General features: G+C 42.0%; 16 protein-coding genes. 3 read left to right on the top strand and 13 right to left on the bottom strand.

All coding sequences use genetic code 11. The features are described from left to right. The first annotated feature begins 162 nt into the window (after positions 1-162). Positions 163-615 (top strand): DUF1694 domain-containing protein, encoded by a 453-nt coding sequence (locus tag AC6IZR_RS03895; protein WP_497848827.1) that lies wholly within the window; start codon positions 163-165, stop codon positions 613-615. 42 nt (positions 616-657) lie between these two features. On the opposite strand, the gene AC6IZR_RS03890 is transcribed toward AC6IZR_RS03895, so the two are convergent. The 9 genes from AC6IZR_RS03890 to AC6IZR_RS03850 form a co-directional block, all read right to left on the bottom strand. Then, the gene (locus tag AC6IZR_RS03890) at positions 658-1,773 is read right to left on the bottom strand and encodes a glycerate kinase (protein WP_342986996.1); all 1,116 of its coding nucleotides are present in this window, start codon (positions 1,771-1,773) and stop codon (positions 658-660) included. Beyond that, positions 1,758-2,426, bottom strand: a complete 669-nt coding sequence (gene serB, locus AC6IZR_RS03885; RefSeq protein WP_049486078.1) for a phosphoserine phosphatase SerB — start codon at positions 2,424-2,426, stop codon at positions 1,758-1,760. Before serB ends, AC6IZR_RS03890 begins: the two co-directional genes overlap by 16 nt. A 111-nt stretch (positions 2,427-2,537) precedes the next feature. Continuing rightward, positions 2,538-4,262, bottom strand: a complete 1,725-nt coding sequence (gene ezrA, locus AC6IZR_RS03880) for a septation ring formation regulator EzrA (protein WP_049486077.1) — start codon at positions 4,260-4,262, stop codon at positions 2,538-2,540. Between the two features lie 86 nt (positions 4,263-4,348). Continuing rightward, complete coding sequence (gene gyrB, locus AC6IZR_RS03875) at positions 4,349-6,298, bottom strand: DNA topoisomerase (ATP-hydrolyzing) subunit B (protein WP_049472422.1); 1,950 nt, start codon at positions 6,296-6,298, stop codon at positions 4,349-4,351. 12 nt (positions 6,299-6,310) lie between these two features. Continuing rightward, a complete protein-coding gene (locus AC6IZR_RS03870) occupies positions 6,311-6,874 on the bottom strand; it encodes an HAD-IA family hydrolase (protein ID WP_041826389.1) in 564 nt (187 codons plus the stop codon). A gap of 164 nt (positions 6,875-7,038) precedes the next feature. Next, complete coding sequence (locus AC6IZR_RS03865; RefSeq protein ID WP_049486074.1) at positions 7,039-7,590, bottom strand: DJ-1 family glyoxalase III; 552 nt, start codon at positions 7,588-7,590, stop codon at positions 7,039-7,041. Positions 7,591-7,609: 19 nt separating this feature from the next. Then, on the bottom strand, positions 7,610-8,839 hold the full coding sequence (locus AC6IZR_RS03860; RefSeq protein WP_497848826.1) for an FtsW/RodA/SpoVE family cell cycle protein: 1,230 nt from the start codon (positions 8,837-8,839) through the stop codon (positions 7,610-7,612). 33 nt (positions 8,840-8,872) lie between these two features. After that, a complete protein-coding gene (locus AC6IZR_RS03855) occupies positions 8,873-9,853 on the bottom strand; it encodes a YeiH family protein (protein WP_497848825.1) in 981 nt (326 codons plus the stop codon). Positions 9,854-9,857: 4 nt separating this feature from the next. Continuing rightward, positions 9,858-12,311: a bifunctional DnaQ family exonuclease/ATP-dependent helicase gene (locus AC6IZR_RS03850; protein WP_497848824.1), complete on the bottom strand. Its 2,454-nt coding sequence runs from the start codon at positions 12,309-12,311 to the stop codon at positions 9,858-9,860. Between the two features lie 118 nt (positions 12,312-12,429). Between AC6IZR_RS03850 and AC6IZR_RS03845 the strand changes: the two genes are divergently transcribed. After that, on the top strand, positions 12,430-13,065 hold the full coding sequence (locus AC6IZR_RS03845) for an MBL fold metallo-hydrolase (RefSeq protein WP_497848823.1): 636 nt from the start codon (positions 12,430-12,432) through the stop codon (positions 13,063-13,065). 73 nt (positions 13,066-13,138) lie between these two features. Here AC6IZR_RS03845 and ftsX read toward each other — a convergent pair whose 3' ends face one another. From ftsX to prfB, 3 genes are all read right to left on the bottom strand, one after another. Further along, positions 13,139-14,065 (bottom strand): permease-like cell division protein FtsX, encoded by a 927-nt coding sequence (gene ftsX, locus AC6IZR_RS03840; protein ID WP_049491098.1) that lies wholly within the window; start codon positions 14,063-14,065, stop codon positions 13,139-13,141. Then, positions 14,058-14,750 (bottom strand): cell division ATP-binding protein FtsE, encoded by a 693-nt coding sequence (gene ftsE / locus AC6IZR_RS03835; protein WP_003008021.1) that lies wholly within the window; start codon positions 14,748-14,750, stop codon positions 14,058-14,060. Before ftsE ends, ftsX begins: the two co-directional genes overlap by 8 nt. A gap of 44 nt (positions 14,751-14,794) precedes the next feature. Beyond that, a protein-coding gene (gene prfB / locus AC6IZR_RS03830) for a peptide chain release factor 2 (protein ID WP_497848822.1) occupies positions 14,795-15,890 on the bottom strand; the annotation gives its coding sequence in 2 pieces (ribosomal slippage) (positions 14,795-15,817 and positions 15,819-15,890; 1,095 coding nt in all). Positions 15,891-16,065: 175 nt separating this feature from the next. Here prfB and AC6IZR_RS03825 point away from each other — a divergent pair. Then, entirely contained in the window at positions 16,066-16,923 is an 858-nt protein-coding gene (locus tag AC6IZR_RS03825) for a metallophosphoesterase (RefSeq protein ID WP_497848821.1), read from the top strand. A 31-nt stretch (positions 16,924-16,954) separates the two neighbouring features. On the opposite strand, the gene AC6IZR_RS03820 is transcribed toward AC6IZR_RS03825, so the two are convergent. Continuing rightward, the gene (locus AC6IZR_RS03820) at positions 16,955-17,623 is read right to left on the bottom strand and encodes an MIP/aquaporin family protein (RefSeq protein WP_497848820.1); all 669 of its coding nucleotides are present in this window, start codon (positions 17,621-17,623) and stop codon (positions 16,955-16,957) included. Positions 17,624-17,698: the final 75 nt, after the last annotated feature.

Here is a 17,698-nt window from a genome sequence, read left to right as displayed (position 1 = left end):
AATTAGGCTATTTTTTCAAGAAAAAACAAGGAAATCTACGAAAATTGAGAAGTTTTTAACAAGAAAACGGTTCCACCGTCTTATTTTCTTCCATTTCCCCTCCTTATTTAATTTTTTAGCATTCCTCTACTCTTCTGCTACGCTTTATGCTATACTAAATTTATGACAGATATTAATAAAACGATTTTAGAAAAAGCTGCTGGTCCTACTCGGTTCAATCCTGATGAACAGCGTCGATTTTTGGAGACATATGAGGAGCGTGTGATTGCTTCATGTACCTTGGAGGAGGCAAGGAACAAGATGTACCTGGAGCAGTATTCGATAATCCTCACTGATATTTCAGATCGCTTTCATCCTGTTTTGGTCAAGATCTCCCCAGCTTTAGATGAAAGCAGCCAGCTACAATATTTGAAAAAAACCAAGGATCTTGGACTTGTGGCAAGCATCGTTTCGGATGACTGCCGTCATTCTCCCTTTGGTCTCATCATCCATACTGACCACCCATCTGGAATTTCTCCAACAGATATGAGTCTCCAGTATCCAAATTTATTTGAAAAGAAAGAAGAGACTGCCAGTCCAGAAAAGAAATCATTTTGGAAACGTCTCTTTAGCTAAAGAAAAACCAATGGAAGGGAACATCTCCTTTCCATTGGTTTTTTAGTTTGCTTTTATTTTCAAAAGGTTCCCAATATTTCGAGCGCAGGAAATTAAATTTCTTTCAGCGTGAGCGAGTGCATCTGCTACCTCACAAGGACCATTTACGATAGAGAAGGCAGCATCAATGTGATGACTAGGAAAAGCAGGCAAATCCTCCGCTAAGCTACCACAAATAGCAAGCACTGGGATCTTCTCTGGTGTTCGTTTGGCTACCCCGACAGGAGCCTTCCCAGAAAGAGATTGGAGATCCATCCTACCTTCCCCAACGACGACCAGATCAGCTTTTTGTACTTTGTGATCAAAGTCAATCAAATCGAGGCTTTTTTCAATTCCTGAGGAAATCTGACCTCCCGCAAAAACAACCAAGCCAGCAGCCATGCCACCTCCAGCTCCGGCGCCAGGCATGGACAATATTCGTGCATCAGCAAGCTGGTAAAAATCCTGCATAGCCTGATCAACAGCTGGAAACAGAAGGGGATTCAATCCCTTTTGCCCACCAAAGATATAGGTCGCTCCTTGACTGCCACAGAGAGGATTGGTTACATCCGTTAAGACTTGGAGCTCGATGTCTTGTAAAGCTTTTGGAACCGCACTGGTATCTATTCTAGCCACACGACCGAGCGAAGCCCCTACAGGACGAAGCAGATGGCCTTGATCATCATAGAAGGCTACCCCTAATCCAGCTGCCATCCCAATCCCAGCATCATTCGTTGCAGAACCGCCAATTCCCACACAGATCGTTTTAACCCCTTGGTCAACCAATTGCAAAATAAGTTCACCAATTCCTCGTGTTTCCAGTTCAAGAGGATTTCGTTTTTCAGCTGGAATCGACCCTAAACCGACAAGAGACGCCATCTCAAAAAAGGCCATCTCATCTTTTTGGTAGTAAGACATTGAAACAGGCTGTCCAAATGGTCCGGTTACTTGCGTTTGGTACTCCGTTACATCCAGAACTCCAGCTAGGGTTTCCATGGTGCCTTCGCCACCATCCCCTATAGGAAGGAGGTCAAAAGTTGCATCTGGTAGAGCCTCTTGAAATCCTTTTTTCAAGGCTTCTGCTACTTGTTTGGCAGATAAGGATTCTTTAAATGAATCCGGTGCTAGTAGGATATGCATGCTGTTTCCTTTCTATGCTGGTCTAGAATTTCAAGAACAAAGCTTAAATCCCTCTTCTCGATACGATATGGGGCTCGCTCAGCGACGATTGGCTTGGCCATAAAGGCAATCCCGATACCGGCTGTTTCAATCATCGGAAGATCATTGGCACCATCACCCATCGCAATCGTCTGACTTTGTGGGACATGATTTTCTTTCGCCCAGGTCAGGAGAGATTCTTTTTTCCTTTCAGGAGTTATAATTTCACCAAGGACTTTCCCTGTTAAATGGCCATCAGAAACTTGCAAACGGTTGGCTCGGACTAGATCAATTCCTAAAGACCTCGCGATGGGGTCGATGACTTCATGAAATCCTCCGGAAACAAGGCCAACCTTGTAACCTCTTTGATGCAGTTCCGTGATTAAGCTTTCAGCACCCGGTGTGACTTCAATCTGCTCCAAAATTTTCGGAAAGATAGAGGTCTCTAATCCCTTCAATAAAGCAACACGCGCCTCTAAAGATGCTGCAAAATCCAGCTCCCCATTCATTGCTTGGGCTGTAATCTCTGCCACTTTTTCTCCCACGCCAGCTTCTTGAGCTAGTAGATCAATTCCTTCCTGTCTTATCAATGTTCCATCCACATCCATAACGAGGAGACCTGTTACTTTTTTCATCGCTTTCCTTTCTTATTTCTCCCTTACTATATAAAAATAGGGTTTAAATTTCAAGTTTCAATGATGATTTGAAGATAAAAAAATGACCTCCTAAAAGGTCATTTTCTGTTATTAGAAGCGAATTTGCTCCCGGGTTTTTTCATATGAAGTAACAAAGCGATCGGTTACGCCTGCTTCTACCATTTCTAAAGCATCTGAGATGACTTTGAAGGACGCCGCATAGTCATATTCTCTTTCGAAAATATAAAGGGACTCATCAAAGGCTGCCTGTACATGATCGTCAAATGAACGGTAACGGTTCGAGTATTGCAACAATTGTTCTGTCAATGTCGCATTTTGAACAATTCGATACGCCGCTTCTTCCAATTCATTCATATCATTGGTCAAGATTTCCAACAAACGATTGGTTGATTCGATGTTGATTTTATCCCCTTCCAACTCATCCATCAAAGCTTCTGTATTGTTACTTGCAGTGAAGAAAATTTCTAAGAATTCTTGAGGAATTCCTGGCAAGTTCCGTTTGTCCATATAGCGTTTAATGGCATGCAAACGGTTGGCATAGATGTTAACTTTTTGGCGAGCATTGGCATCGTCTTTTTCAATTTTTGAAAGGGAATCACTTAAACCAATTTGCTCATCTTCGATTTCTTTCAAGCGAGCTTCAATAGCTTCTAACTCTTCTTCTACGATAGAATAGGCCTTTTGTGTTTCAGATGAATCTTTCAAGGCATCTTCTACCACATTTTCTTGTGAAGATAGCTCAGCTTCCAACTCTTTTAACTGTTGGCTAAAGCTTTCATTCAAGACGAATGTTTTACCGAGACGTTCCACTTCTGCCGCAAGCTTGCTATTGTTATCTTTAGCATGTTTCAAATAGCCAGGCAGTTGTTTCACTAACTTCTTCACAACTTTTTGTGATTCAATTTCACGGGTAAAGATGTGATACAAGGCATCGATTTCTTCTTGAATTTGTTCATTTTCGTAAATGGCATTGTCCAATTCAAGTGCGGATACATTTGCCATATTGTTCTTCAAGGAAGCATGCAACTGTTGGAAACGAGATTCAATATCTGTTTCAGTGAAGTGGTATCCAGATTCCAAAAGCTTGCGGTAGCCACTTTCCAAATCCTCTAATTGATCTGGAAGTTTTGCTTGAAGAGCAGTGACAATTTCTGGCACACGCTCAACAATTTGTTTTAAGGCTACAATATGATTTTCAGCTGTATCAAGGATTTCAGCCGCTTCAACAGGGTCACCTGAAGAATTCAAGGTTACAAATTGTGAAAACTCAGATTGAATATTTCCAATTTGTTTTTCAATTTCAGGAAGCGCACTGCCATAACGATCTGGGTCTGAAGTGACTTCTTTTTGAAGTTCCTCAAACATATCCAAGGCATGAACCACACGTCCGCTATTCTTTTGTTCCTGCTCTTCCAGATCAGAAAGGGCTTTGCGAATCGCCTTGATATCTTCGTCGATCAATTGGATCTGACTTTCGATATTGTCAATGGCTTGTTTGGCCTTCATGAAACGGAAAGAATTGTTATAGCCTTCCGCTTCAAACAGATTGTTTTCAATATCAGCAAATGAATTTAAGGATAAATCTACCCATTTTTGATTCCATTCACGAAATGCAATTTGACTTTGACCAATCAAATGCATGTTTTTTACGGCCTCTACTTCATCGTTGACCGGAAGGTTGTATAACTTTTCTTTTCGTTCTTCCAGTGCTGCCAGTAAGGCTTCATTTCGTTTTCTCAAAATGACTGCAACCACATATCCTACAATCAAGATAAGGGCGACAATAAAGATGAGAACAATTAGTCCACTAGACATATAAAAACTCCTTCATCGTATTACTTGAACGTAATCCTAGTAATTATACCATAAAATATCCATTAATGGGAAGCGTTCGGTGAATTTTATACATCGAGTGTACTATATTCAGCGTTTTCTTCGATAAATTCACGACGTGGTTCCACGCGATCACCCATCAACATATCAAAGATCTTATCTGCTTCCGCAGCATCGTCTACTGATACTCGTGCCATCAAGCGGTGTTCTGGATTCATGGTTGTTTCCCATAATTGGTGATCATCCATTTCTCCAAGACCTTTATAGCGTTGGATGGTTGGTTTTGAGCGACCTTCTGAATAACGTTCCAAAGCTGCAGCTAATTCGGCTTCTTGGTTGGCACCAGGTTGGATATATTCTTTGATTTCACTACCGACTTTGACCCCATAGATTGGTGGTTGCGCAATATAAACATATCCCGCTTCCAAGACTGGTTTCATATAGCGATAGATCAAGGTCAATAGAAGGGTTCGGATATGAGCGCCATCGACATCGGCATCGGTCATGATGACTAATTTTTGATAACGCGCTTTTGTAACATCAAATTCGGCACCAAATCCAGTTCCCATAGCAGTAAATAAACTACGGATCTCTTCATTGGCTAGAATTTTGTCCATACTTGCTTTTTCAACGTTCAAGATCTTACCACGGATTGGTAAAATCGCTTGGAATTCCCGATTTCGACCAGATTTTGCAGATCCTCCGGCTGAATCCCCTTCGACGATAAAGAGTTCTGTTTCTTGTGGATTATTTGAAGAACAATCTGCCAATTTACCAGGTAGATTGGAAATCTCAAGCCCTGATTTCTTACGGGTTACCTCACGCGCTCGCTTAGCAGCCACTCGAGCTTTCGCCGCTAAAATCCCTTTTTCGACGATTTTCTTAGCAATTTGCGGATTTTCCAAAAGGAAATCAGAAAAGGCATCACTAAAGAGTCGGTTGGTAATTTTAACAACTTCTGAATTTCCAAGTTTGGTCTTGGTTTGTCCTTCAAACTGTGGATTTGGATGTTTAACCGAGATCACTGCTGTTAAGCCTTCTCGAACATCTTCCCCGGTTAGATTGTCTTCGTTTTCTTTTAAGAGTTTATTCTTCTTAGCGTAATCATTGATCACACGAGTGAGAGCTGTACGGAAGCCCTGTTCATGCGTTCCACCTTCATGGGTATGAATGTTATTCGCAAAACTCATGACCGTCTCATGGTAGCCTGTGGTATATTGCATAGCTACTTCAACTGTAATATCATCCATTTCACCATCTGTGTAGATTGGTTTTTCAAAGATGACATCTTTGTTTTCATTGATGTATTCGACGTAACTTGAGATCCCACCTTCGTAGTGGTAATGCTTTTCTTGCTCTAGGCCTTCTCGCTTATCCGTCAAAGAAATACGCAAGCCACGATTCAAAAAGGCTAGTTCTTGAATTCGTTTATTTAATTTTTCAAAATCATACTCGGTGGTTTCCGTGAAGATTTCTGGGTCTGGAATAAAGTGAACAGTTGTCCCTGTCCGATCTGTCTCTCCGATGACTTTCAAATCATCCACAACGTGTCCACGTCGATACTCTTGGTAATAGATACTGCCATTTTTATAGACGCGAACATCGAGGGATGTGGAGAGGGCATTCACAACGGATGACCCGACCCCATGAAGACCACCAGAAACCTTGTAGCCGCCTCCGCCGAATTTTCCTCCCGCGTGAAGCACGGTAAAGACAGTTTCAACGGCAGGTCGGCCTGTCTTTTCTTGGATATCCACGGGGATCCCACGACCATCATCGACAACCGTGATAGAATTATCTGCTTCAATGAAAACTTCAATATGGCTAGCAAAACCGGCTAAGGCTTCGTCAATCGAGTTATCTACGATTTCCCAGACCAGATGATGAAGACCTTCTTTTGAGGTAGATCCAATATACATCCCCGGACGCATCCGAACGGCCTCTAGTCCTTCCAAGACCTGAATCTGACTGGCGTCATATTCTTGTGCTTGATTTTCTTGCTGTTTATCCTCTGTCATAATTTCCCTTTTCTATTCAAATATAAACTGGTGTAAGTGTGGCATGGAATCAAATAAATAGGTCGAAAGCCCTGCAGCCTCCCCAGCTTCTATATCGATCGGACGATCTCCGATGACCAAACCATCTTGAATGCCATATTTTTCCTTCAAATAAAGCATAGAGGCTGGATCTGGTTTTCGAGGAAATCCCTCGTCTGCTGTTACAATCTCCGTAAAGAAGGGGGCAATGCCTGTCTGTTCAATAAGGGTCAGAACTTGGCGATCCCGATGAGATACCAAAAAATGGCGTCCTCCATGTGCTTGGATCTCTTCTAGTAACTCTTTTGCTCCCTCAAATAAGACCGGCTCTTGCAAGCCCAAGGCTTCTTTTTTCTTGTATTCCGTACGAAAATTGGAAATATGAGGTGCAAAGGTTTGAATTGCATCCTGTGTTGAGATTTTTAATGCTGCATAAACAGAATCATGATCGGCTTGGATGTGAAAGTCCTTCAATGTCGCTACAAAGGCATTTGTGGACGTTTCGTAATTATCCAATAGCGTCCCACCAAGATCCCATATAAAATCATGATAATTCATAGTCAATATTATACCACAAATGGACAAAAAAATAAGCTAAAACCCTCATTTAGGGGGGATTTTAGCCATTTTTCACAGTCATTTCATTTTAAATCATAGAGAAGTCATTTCCCGTCATAGAATGTGATCTTTCACCAGAAAAAATGGTGTCCAAAAGAGCTCTTTTAAGCATCTCCAAAGACATCTTGATAGAGCATTCCTTGACGAAGGCTTTGGGCATCTCCTCCAAATTGCTCTACCAAGGCATAAGCTAAAGCAAGCGCAGTTGAAGGACCACGACTGGTCAAGAGATTCCCGTCTTTCACTACTGTTTCTTTCTGATAGTGTCCATCTTGAATCTCTTCTTCAAAACCATCGTAACACGTATAGTGTTTATCTTTTAAGAGGCCGGCACGCGCCAAGACAATTGGTGCTGCACAAATCGCAGAAATGATTTTTCCTTTCCTACTTTCTTCTTGAAGAGCTGCAATCAATTCCGGATTATCTCGCAAATTTGCAGCTCCTGGCATCCCACCTGGTAAGAAGATTCCATCATAATCTGACAGATCCCCATTCCAGAGGCGGTCGACTTCCACTGTGATCTGATGGGAACCTGTGACCGTTTCTTCCATACCAACGAGGTCACAGTCGATCCCAGCCCGTCTCAAAACATCGACAATGGTCAAGGCTTCAATTTCTTCAAAACCGTTCGCTAAAATCGTTGCTACTTTTTTCATTTTCATTCCTTCTTTCTATCTATTGCGCCTTTTTAAGGACTACTTTTTTACGGATTGGAGGCCCTTCTTCTGGCTCTTTCTTTTTGCTACTATGATTATATATTGATAGGACCAAACCAATACCAATCAGATTACTAATAATAGACGATCCACCTTGTGAGATAAAGGGGAGGGGAATCCCCGTCAAGGGGAGAAGACCCGTTACCGCGCCAACATTTTCAAAAATATGAAAGACCAGCATCATGATAAATCCAATGGAAATATAAGTATAAAATTGGTTATTGGACTGGAGGGTTATTTTTAAAATGCGGTAAATCAGGGTCACGTATAAAATCAACAGCACCAGAGCTCCAACAAAGCCAAAGTCTTCTGCGACGACCGTAAAAATCATATCGCTTTCCCGTACGGGAACCAATAAATTGGAGACATTAAAGCCTTGACCAAAGAGGCCACCACTAGCAATAGCTAGCTGTCCTTGTGCCTGCTGGTAGGTGGTGGTTTGTGCATAGTCAAAAGGATTTAACCAGGCTAAAATACGGTTCATCTGGTAGGTTGGCATCCCGACTTGCTGGTGCAGAAAAGCCCGACCCCCTTCTGAAAGAAAGAGGAAGAGAAAGCCTGCTAACCCACCTGCTAGAAGCAAGATGACCGGCAAGATAATTTTCCAGGAAACTCCTGAAACGAGCACTAAGCCCGCAAAAATGGCCAAGAATACTAAGGCCGTTCCCAAGTCCTGCTGGAGAGCCAATAAGGCAAAGACCGGAATCGTATAGATGGTCAACTCTAGAATCAAAAACCAATCTTGTCGTAATAATCGCTCACGCCCCTTATTTCTTTGCAAAAATCGGACAATAGAGCGTGACAGCATCAGGATGAAGGGGATCTTCATAAATTCTGAGGGCTGAAATAAGGTGATGTTCCCATAAGCCACCCAGTTTTTAGCACCTGTTGAAGCTACCAAGTTGGGATTATAAAACACAAGGGGAAGAACCATCAAGGCTAGGCCAAGCAGGTAAAGAAAGGGAGTGATTTTCCAAAGAAATTTCGTGCTAAAAATCGTCACAATCAGGCAAATGACACATCCCACACCAATCCAGGCCAATTGCTGCCCTAAAAAAGGCCACACCATTTGGGGATAGTCATGAGAAACTGCTACATAAACAGATAAAATCCCAATCATGAGAAGGGCGAAGACAATCCCAATGATCGAATAATCCAGGTGAATCGTCCAAAAATGATTTTTCTTCATTCACGTTCCTTTCTGTGAGAATCATCAAATTAATTAATAGAACAACATCTGTAGAATCAAGCTAGATCCTGCCACACAAAACCAAGCAATCAAACCTACCAGAAGGGGGGCTGCTCCTGCCGCACGGAACTGTTTCCAAGAAACCTTGCTTCCGATTCCAACCAAGGCCATGGCCATAAAGAGGTGAGAAAGGTCATTTAGGTAAGGTAGGACCACTTTAGGTACCAGGCCAATAGAAGAAAGAATGGAAGCCACAATAAACCAGATAATAAACCAAGGAATAATTTTCTTTAACATTCCTTTGTTTCTTCCTTGTTGTTTACTCCGATACCATTTTAAACCGATCAAGCCCAAACAAACTGGTACAATCATCAGGGCGCGTGTTAACTTAACAATTGTAGCCATTTGCCCCGCTGCTTTACTGTAAGAAAATGCTGCTGCTACAACAGATGACGTATCGTTAATGGCTGTTCCTGACCAGAGGCCAAATTGGAAATTAGACATATGCCATAAATGCCCTAATACTGGAAAGATAAAGACAGCCAAAATGTTGAAGAAGAAGATAGTTGACATAGATAGGGCAATTTCCTCTTCGTCTGCTTCAATGATCGGCGCTGCTGCTGCAATAGCAGATCCACCACAAATAGCTGTACCAAACCCAATTAAGGTCCGTAGATGAGATTTCAGATGGAAGACTCTCCCAAAAATAATAGCTGCAAGAAAGGCAACGGTTATCGTTGGCAGACTAATCTTTAAAGAAGACAAACCTGTAGAGGCAACCGTCGCAATGGGCAAGCTAAATCCCATGAAGATAATCGAATACTGCAACAATTTCTTACCGGACCAGTTCAAGCCTGGTCGTGAATTCTCCGGTAAATCCACAAATTCATTCAGGACAATTCCTAAAATTAAGGCAAAAACACTGGAGCCAATAATGGGGAAGAAATTTCCCAACAACATAGCACAAAGTGCCAGTACAAATGCAATTGCAAGTCCAAATCCTTTATTTTTCATTCTCTCAATTCCTTTCAAAAAAGTCAGCTGCTTGCTCAATAAGCCGCTCTCTCAATGTCGTGTGAAGGGGCAACACCTGTTGCAACCCGTCCAAAATTTGTTTTCCATATCGCTTGGTTACCACCCGCTGATCTAATAAAAGCACCAAAGATTCCTGATCTTGAAAACGGCTGGTTCTCCCAATAGCCTGTTTGAGTCTTAAAATCGCGACTGGAAGACTATAGTCATAAAAGGGATTTTTCCCCTGTTCTCTGAGTTTTGTATTCAGCTTTTGAACCATATAATCTTTAGGATTGTCAAAAGGAAGGCGCGTGATGATTTGAATCACTTCTTTTTGTTGGGAGAAATCGACTCCCTCCCAGAAGCTTCCCGTCCCCAATAAAATAGAGCTTTCTCCTCTGTCAAATCGTCGCTTAATATTAGCTGCATCTCCATTTCGATACTGGGCCAAGTGGGGAAACTTCAATGCGTTTGACGTCTCCAGTAACAATTCTTTTGAAGTAAACAAAAGAAAAATTGGCTTTCGTAAAGGAAGGAGTTCACCGACGAGCTGACAAATCTCCCCTGCGTACTCCACTGAAGATAAAGAAACAACATCTGGGAAATCTATCGGCACCAACAATTCCTGGTGTTGTTTGACTGTTATTGGCACCCGGTAGATTTGCTGCTCTTGGTATCCTAAAAGAGCAGGCAAATGCACCTTTTTACTAATAGCGATCGTCGCTGATACAAAGAGCACGGTCACTTCTTCAGGTACAAATTCCTTAAAGGATAGTAAGTCCTCCACTCCTCCATGGAGACGAAGAATCTGGTGGCTTTCAACCACTTCTTTGCCTATCCAAAAGGTATGGTAGCGCTCATCAAATAATTCCTTTAGATTCTCTAATGATTCGTTTTTTAATTCTGAGACATCCTGTCGAATTTTTGCCACCGTTTGATCTGATAAAACTGCCGTTTTTCCTTGCACGACTTCTTTGGAGCAGGCATTTAACTCAAATTGAATACTCTCCAGCAAACGTCGTTGTAGAAGATCTTTTTCCTCTTCAATAGCGTGTTGCAAGTTTAAAAGAAGAGATTGCAAGTTTTCTTCTCTCTGTGAAAATTGCTCTAAAGCAAAGAAGAGTTTTTGCGCTTCATCCACGACCAGAACAGACTCTTGAAGTAGACTCTTATCATCTTCTAGACGGGTTAGCAGATAAGCATGATTGGTCAAAATCACCCGGCTGGTTTTCACTTTTTCCTGACCAAGACGCCAAAAATCTTCCTGATAAAATAGTGAACGTTTCGACAATTGACCATCGTGGCAAATGTCAGCTACAAAATGGACATGACGATAGAGTTGGCCAATTTCACTGAACTCTCCTGTTTCAGTCATGGTCAGCCAAACCAACAGTTGCATTTTAAAGCGTCGAATCATCCCATTATCTGACTCACTCTGTAAGGTCTCATAAAATTTATCGAGTTGGATATAATCCTTGGGACTTTTCAGGCTATGAAAGGGAATTTGGAAAAGATCCTGGATGGTCTTTCCTTCTTTCTTCATAATTTGATCCTGAAGAATTTTAGTTGGAACACTCACAAGAATGCGCTTAGAGGTTTTGGCCAAAAGCGTTAACAGATAAGCGTAGGTCTTCCCAATTCCCGTTGGCGCCTCGATAAAACTTGGAAGCGGCTGGTGCAAACTGTCCTCGATATAGGCAACAAATTCACTCTGCTCTGGATAAGCTTCCATTCCCAACAACTGCATATTGAGTTCAAACTGTTCAGACAAATAGTGACTTTCTAAGAACTGCTGTGGCTTTCGCAGGTAGAGTCCATGAACTTCTACTAAATGAGCTGGTAAAAAAAGACTACTGTCTTCAAGCGCATCTTCTATTAAGAGTCGCGATTCATAAATCAAACAATCTGCCATCGAAAGAAGTTTTTCAATCAATCCTCTTGGTAAGCTCGCAATTTTCTCTCTCAATTTCAACAGCAGCTGGGCTGTTGCCATAGCATCCGCTAGAGCGGAGTGAGCATGGTGTAACTCAATTTCCAGTTCAGTCGCAAGCGCTCCTAAATTGTAGCGTTCTAAAGTCGGATAGAAAATTTGAGACAATTCAACCGTATCAATTCGAGGAGTCGTTAGTTCGAATCCTTCCCAAAAGAGAGCTTCTGCCAATAAATTCGCATCAAATTTGACATTATGAGCCACAAAGACGGCATCTTCTATTAATTCAAAAATTTCCTTTGCCACTTGTGCAAACTCTGGTGCTTTCCGTAAGCGAGCATCTGTCAGGCCAGTCAGTTGTTTGATATGCTCATCCAATCGTTCATGGGGATTCACATCCGTCTCATAGGATTGCGTAATCCTTCCATCTTCGATGATGACAATCCCAACCTGAATGATCTTAGCATTACTTCCGGCACTGGTGGCTTCCAGGTCCACAATGGCATATTTCCGTTTCTGTCTTGTCATAATACTTAAAATTATATCACGTTTGAGCAAGCTCTGCAGATTTTTTTCTCCTTTGAGGCTGACTTCAATCCAGTTATTTTCTTCGCAATTTGATACACTATTCTAGAAAGGAGTCCTTATGAAAATCTATCGTACTGTTAATCCTGTAGCTTATGAAAACACCTACTACCTTGAAAATGAACACTCCCTCATTCTTGTTGATCCAGGTAGCGACTGGGCGACCATTCAAAAACAAATAGATCGCATTGAAAAACCAATTGTAGCGATTCTTTTAACCCATACGCACTACGATCACATAATGAGTCTTGAAAAGGTTCGTCAGACGTATCATTTCCCACCAGTCTATGTCCATTCGGCAGAAGCCAGTTGGTTGTCTTCTCCTGTCGATAATTTATCTGGTTTGGATCGTCATGCGGATTTAGAAGATGTTGTATGCAAGGAGGCCGACTTCCTTTATGACATTCGCTCCGATTACCAAATAGCTGATTTCCACTTTTATGTTCTGGAGATACCAGGCCACTCTGCCGGAGGGGTTTCCATCGTCTTTCCTCAGGATCACCTGGTTCTATCTGGTGATGCCCTTTTTCGCGAAACCATTGGACGGACCGATCTTCCAACAGGGAACGCAACACAGTTACTTAGCAGTATTAGAGAAGAACTCTTTACCCTTCCATCTTCCTACACTGTCTATCCCGGTCATGGCCCTGAAACCTCTATTGGTCACGAGAAGATGTTCAATCCCTTCTTTAGATAATCCTAAAGAATCCTTATCATCCTTCCTGTCCTCATAAAGTAGACAAAAAAAGCAAGTGCGAACTTGCTTTTTATTATATCTTAAGAAAACGTCTCATGGAGATTGAAGAACCAATCGCCCCAATCAAAATTCCTAATCCAAAGAGGCCACCGACCATGATCGGTACCAAGAGATGAGGACTATAGAGATACAAGTTTTGATCTGCCAAGTTATTGTTCATAGATGTATAGACAACATTATAAACGTAGAAGACCAAAACTGAAGGAACCAAGGCTCCCAAGAGACCGATCCAAGCACCTTCTAAAAGGAATGGTGCACGAATATAGCCATTTTTTGCTCCTACCAGTCGCATAATCTTAATCTCACGACTACGTGAAATGATGGTAATCCGAATGGTATTTGAAATCAAGAAGACTGCGATGAAGATCAATAAAGCTACTCCAATCAAGCCCCAGTTTCGGATGAAGGTTCCAAGAGCAAACAAGCGTTGGGTATCGACCCCACCATCTTTAACCTCAGAGACCCCTTCAATTTTTTTAGCATCAGCCGAAACTTGCTTTACATATTTAGGAGCCGTTGTCTCTACATAATAAGCATCATAGAGAGGATTGGCATCTCCATCAAAAATCTTCCAGTTGTTCCCAGCCGTTTTGATCAGTTTATCATACTGTTCTTCCTTGCTAGAAAAATCAACCTTATCGACATGCTTCATGGCTGTCAGAGCATCATAGACCTTATGGTAGTTTTCATTGGTCACGGTTTGACCGTCTTTTTCAATCTGCTCGCTCTGATCTTGAATATCCTTGCGCATGTATACTACAACCCGCACACTGTTTTGAATATCATCTGAAAGCTTGATGGTATTGGCAATAACTGAGGCGAAAATAGCAACCAAGCTAAGGGTAATCATAACCGAGCTGACCGCTGCAATCGTCATCCAACCATTTCGTTTCAAGCTTTTAAGCGATTCGATTAAGTGTCGGAAAAATCTTCTAATCATCGTATCCGTACTCTCCTTCCGCTTCATCACGCACTACACGACCATTTTCAATCGCGATGACACGGTGACGTAAAGTATTTACAATCTGGCTATTGTGGGTCGCCATCAATACTGTGGTCCCTTGCAGATTAATCCGCTCCAAAAGATTCATGATTTCCCATGAATTATCTGGGTCCAAGTTCCCCGTTGGCTCATCCGCAATCAAGACTTTCGGATTGTTGACGATCGCACGAGCAATCGCAATCCGTTGTTGCTCTCCACCGGACAATTCATTCGGGAATGAGCGGACCTTGTGTTTCAATCCGACAAGATCCAAAACTTCCATAACACGCTTTTTAATATTGCGACGGCGCTCACCGATAACTTGCATTGCGTAGGCAATATTTTCATAAACGGTTTTCTTTGGAAGCAATTTATAATCTTGGAAGACCACTCCCACATTGCGTCGCAACATAGGAATATCGCGTTTTTTGATTTTATCCAAATCAAAATCAGCTACTTTCAAACTTCCTTTATCGTGTTTGACTTCACGGTATAAAAGTCGAATAAAGGTCGACTTCCCTGCACCAGAAGGTCCTACGATGTAGGCAAATTCTCCTGGTTCAATTTGGACAGAGACCCCGCGAAGGGCCGTCGTCCCGTTGTCATACTTTTTGACAACATCTTTCATTTCAATCATTGACATGTAATGAAATTCCTTTCATTCTTTTCTGGTTGATTCCCTCTAGGTTATTGGAGACGCCATTTAAGGTAGGCATCGATAAAGCCATCGATATCTCCATCCATCACCTTGTCCACCTGCGCTACTTCGTAGTTGGTCCGGTGATCCTTAACCATCGTGTAAGGGGTAAAAACATAGGAGCGGATTTGACTTCCCCAGGTGATTTCTTTTTTATCCCCTTTTAGAGAATCCACTTCTGCTGCTTTTTTCTCTTGCTCTAATTGGTAGAGTTTAGCTTGCAACATCTTCATCGCACGATCACGGTTCCCGTATTGGGTCCGATCCACGGTGGACGCCACTACAATCCCTGTCGGAATGTGGGTCAAGCGCACCCCTGTAGAAACCTTGTTGACGTTTTGTCCACCAGCTCCACCAGAGCGGAAGGTGTCCATCTTGATATCATCATCACGAACTTCGACTTCGATGGTATCGTCTAATTCGGGCATGACCTCAACAGATGTAAAGGAGGTATGACGACGTTTAGCGGAGTCAAATGGAGAGATCCGAACCAAACGGTGTACCCCCATTTCAGATTTCAGAAGACCGTATGCATGTGGCCCTTCAAAGGATAGGGTCACAGACTTGATTCCAGCCTCATCTCCAGCCTGATAGTCCAAGACTTCAACTTTAAAGCCGTGGGCATTCCCAAAACGAGTATACATCCGAAGAAGCATGTCGCCCCAGTCCTGAGCTTCTGTTCCTCCTGAACCTGGGTGGATTTCTAAGATGGCATTATTATTGTCATAGGGTTCAGACAATAGCAAGGTCATCTCATAGCTGGTCATACGTTTATCCAGCTCCTCCAACTTATCGATCAATTCTTCCTTGACCGAATCGTCTTCTGCCAAAAAGTCCAGTAAGATTTCTGACTCATCAAAGAGATCCACCATTTGATGGAAATTTTCATAGGTCTGTTTGAGTTCATTTAATTCTTGAGATCTCTTTTGCGCAGCAATGTTATCATCCCAAAAATCAGGTTCTGTCATTTTATTTTCTAAAATGGCAATTTCTTCTTCCAACGCCTCTAAGTCAAAGAGACCCCCTGAAAGAAGCTAATTTTTCACGATTTGCGTCAATTTTTTGACGAATTTCTGAAATGTCCATAAGTACCTCTTTCTATGTATCTAGTCTATTATATCATAACCTTCACTATTTGCCCACCTTCCAATATTGGATCTGCTGGTTGACCACCACCAATCCAGCTGATTTTCAGCATTTTTTCTATTCATTTGTAACCTAATTGTTAGAAAAAAAGATCCTCTTATGCTAGACTGGTAGCATGACAACAGTAGCTTTTATGTCCGATTTACATATTGATTCGAACAACTTCGGCAAAGACGAAATAGAGACCCTGATCACTCTTTTCAAGGACAAAAAAATTCAACATCTCCATATTGCAGGAGATATTGCCAACGGCTTTGAAAAGACGTCACAGGAATTTTTAGACCAACTTCAATGTCACCTTCCTGTGACCTTTAGCTTGGGAAATCATGATATGCTGGGCCTATCGGAAGAAGCCATAAGACCGTTTGAATTTCAAAAAATTCCCTTCTCCAATCATACGCTTCTTGCTTTTTCGGGCTGGTATGACTACAGCTTTGTTCCTACCATCTCTCCCCAAAAACATCTCCAAACCAAGAATCTGTTTTGGTTTGACAGACGCCTCCAACGAATGGGATCTGATCCAGCCATTACCCAACGTCTGTTGCAAGAGCTCGAAACAGAACTCATGCGTGTAGATCAACCCCTGATCATCGCCATGCACTTTGTTCCTCATAGTCAGTTTCTCCTACGCCACCCTTATTTTGAACGCTTTAATGCTTTTCTAGGAAGCCAAGCCTTTCATGAGCTCTTTAGACAATATCCTGTCAGAGAGGTGATTTTTGGTCATAGCCACCACCGAATGCCAGCAACAACTATTGACACTATCACCTATCATGCCAGACCTTTAGGCTATGTCCGAGAATGGGATCTTTGCAAACAATTTTTCGAAGCTTTTCCTGAATATGATTTTCCAAAACGATACGATCCCTACAAACGCTATCGCAGAATCAAAGACCTCCCCGAATTTAATGCATACAAGAAAAAACAGCTCTCTCATGAATTTTCTCAAGCCATGACGATCCTTGAACTATAATAAAAAATTGGTCCCTCTGGGACCAATTTTTTTACTCTTCTGTATCCAAGAGATTTTTTGCAACGATTGCAGCCAGAACACCACCGACAATTGGAGCCAAGATAAAGATCCAAATTTGTTGAAGAGCTGCACCACCAACAAAGAGGGCAGGTGCCAAGCTACGAGCTGGGTTAACAGAAAGTCCTGTAATGTTTAAACCAACAAGAATAATCAAAGTCAAGCTCAAACCGATCACAAAACCAGCGATCTTCCCATTACCTTTGGTAGCTGATGTCACTGTCATGATAACCAAAATAAAGATAAAGGAAGCAATCACTTCAAACAAGAAACCGCCAAATGGAGTCACTCCTTTAGCCAAGGCATTTTCACCAAGACTAGCTGTTGACATACCTGAATTTGACAAGAGGAATAGTACTGTTGCAGATGCGAGAACCGCTCCCACTACTTGCGCTGCAATATAATTAACCAAGTCTTTAGATGACAAGCGTTTGTTTACAAACATGGCAATCGAAACAGCCGGGTTCAAGTGGGCACCAGAAACAGTCCCAATTGAGTAAGCTGCTGCAACAATGGATAAACCGAATGCAAAGGCAATTCCTAAATGTCCCAGACCTTCCGTTCCATTTCCAAAAACAACTACGCCAGTCCCGATAAAGACAAGCATAAATGTGCCGATTACTTCAGCAAAAAACTTTTTCATAATTAAGTTTCCTTTCTTCAAACTGTTGACTAGTTTATCAAAAAACCACACGTACCTCAAGAAATATGCCCAGTC

The organism is Streptococcus mobilis, from assembly GCF_059727625.1.
Note: the sequence above shows the minus strand (reverse complement) of the source record. Positions and strands in the feature narration are given on the sequence as shown.

Excerpts from the sequence above, each read along its gene's own strand:
- AC6IZR_RS03895 (WP_497848827.1), top strand. The coding sequence starts at position 163 with ATGACAGATATTAATAAAACGATTTTAGAAAAAGCTGCTGGTCCTACT.
- AC6IZR_RS03890 (WP_342986996.1), bottom strand. The coding sequence starts at position 1,773 with ATGCATATCCTACTAGCACCGGATTCATTTAAAGAATCCTTATCTGCC.
- serB (WP_049486078.1), bottom strand. The coding sequence starts at position 2,426 with ATGAAAAAAGTAACAGGTCTCCTCGTTATGGATGTGGATGGAACATTG.
- ezrA (WP_049486077.1), bottom strand. The coding sequence starts at position 4,262 with ATGTCTAGTGGACTAATTGTTCTCATCTTTATTGTCGCCCTTATCTTG.
- gyrB (WP_049472422.1), bottom strand. The coding sequence starts at position 6,298 with ATGACAGAGGATAAACAGCAAGAAAATCAAGCACAAGAATATGACGCC.
- AC6IZR_RS03870 (WP_041826389.1), bottom strand. The coding sequence starts at position 6,874 with ATGAATTATCATGATTTTATATGGGATCTTGGTGGGACGCTATTGGAT.
- AC6IZR_RS03865 (WP_049486074.1), bottom strand. The coding sequence starts at position 7,590 with ATGAAAAAAGTAGCAACGATTTTAGCGAACGGTTTTGAAGAAATTGAA.
- AC6IZR_RS03860 (WP_497848826.1), bottom strand. The coding sequence starts at position 8,839 with ATGAAGAAAAATCATTTTTGGACGATTCACCTGGATTATTCGATCATT.
- AC6IZR_RS03855 (WP_497848825.1), bottom strand. The coding sequence starts at position 9,853 with ATGAAAAATAAAGGATTTGGACTTGCAATTGCATTTGTACTGGCACTT.
- AC6IZR_RS03850 (WP_497848824.1), bottom strand. The coding sequence starts at position 12,311 with ATGACAAGACAGAAACGGAAATATGCCATTGTGGACCTGGAAGCCACC.
- AC6IZR_RS03845 (WP_497848823.1), top strand. The coding sequence starts at position 12,430 with ATGAAAATCTATCGTACTGTTAATCCTGTAGCTTATGAAAACACCTAC.
- ftsX (WP_049491098.1), bottom strand. The coding sequence starts at position 14,065 with ATGATTAGAAGATTTTTCCGACACTTAATCGAATCGCTTAAAAGCTTG.
- ftsE (WP_003008021.1), bottom strand. The coding sequence starts at position 14,750 with ATGTCAATGATTGAAATGAAAGATGTTGTCAAAAAGTATGACAACGGG.
- AC6IZR_RS03825 (WP_497848821.1), top strand. The coding sequence starts at position 16,066 with ATGACAACAGTAGCTTTTATGTCCGATTTACATATTGATTCGAACAAC.
- AC6IZR_RS03820 (WP_497848820.1), bottom strand. The coding sequence starts at position 17,623 with ATGAAAAAGTTTTTTGCTGAAGTAATCGGCACATTTATGCTTGTCTTT.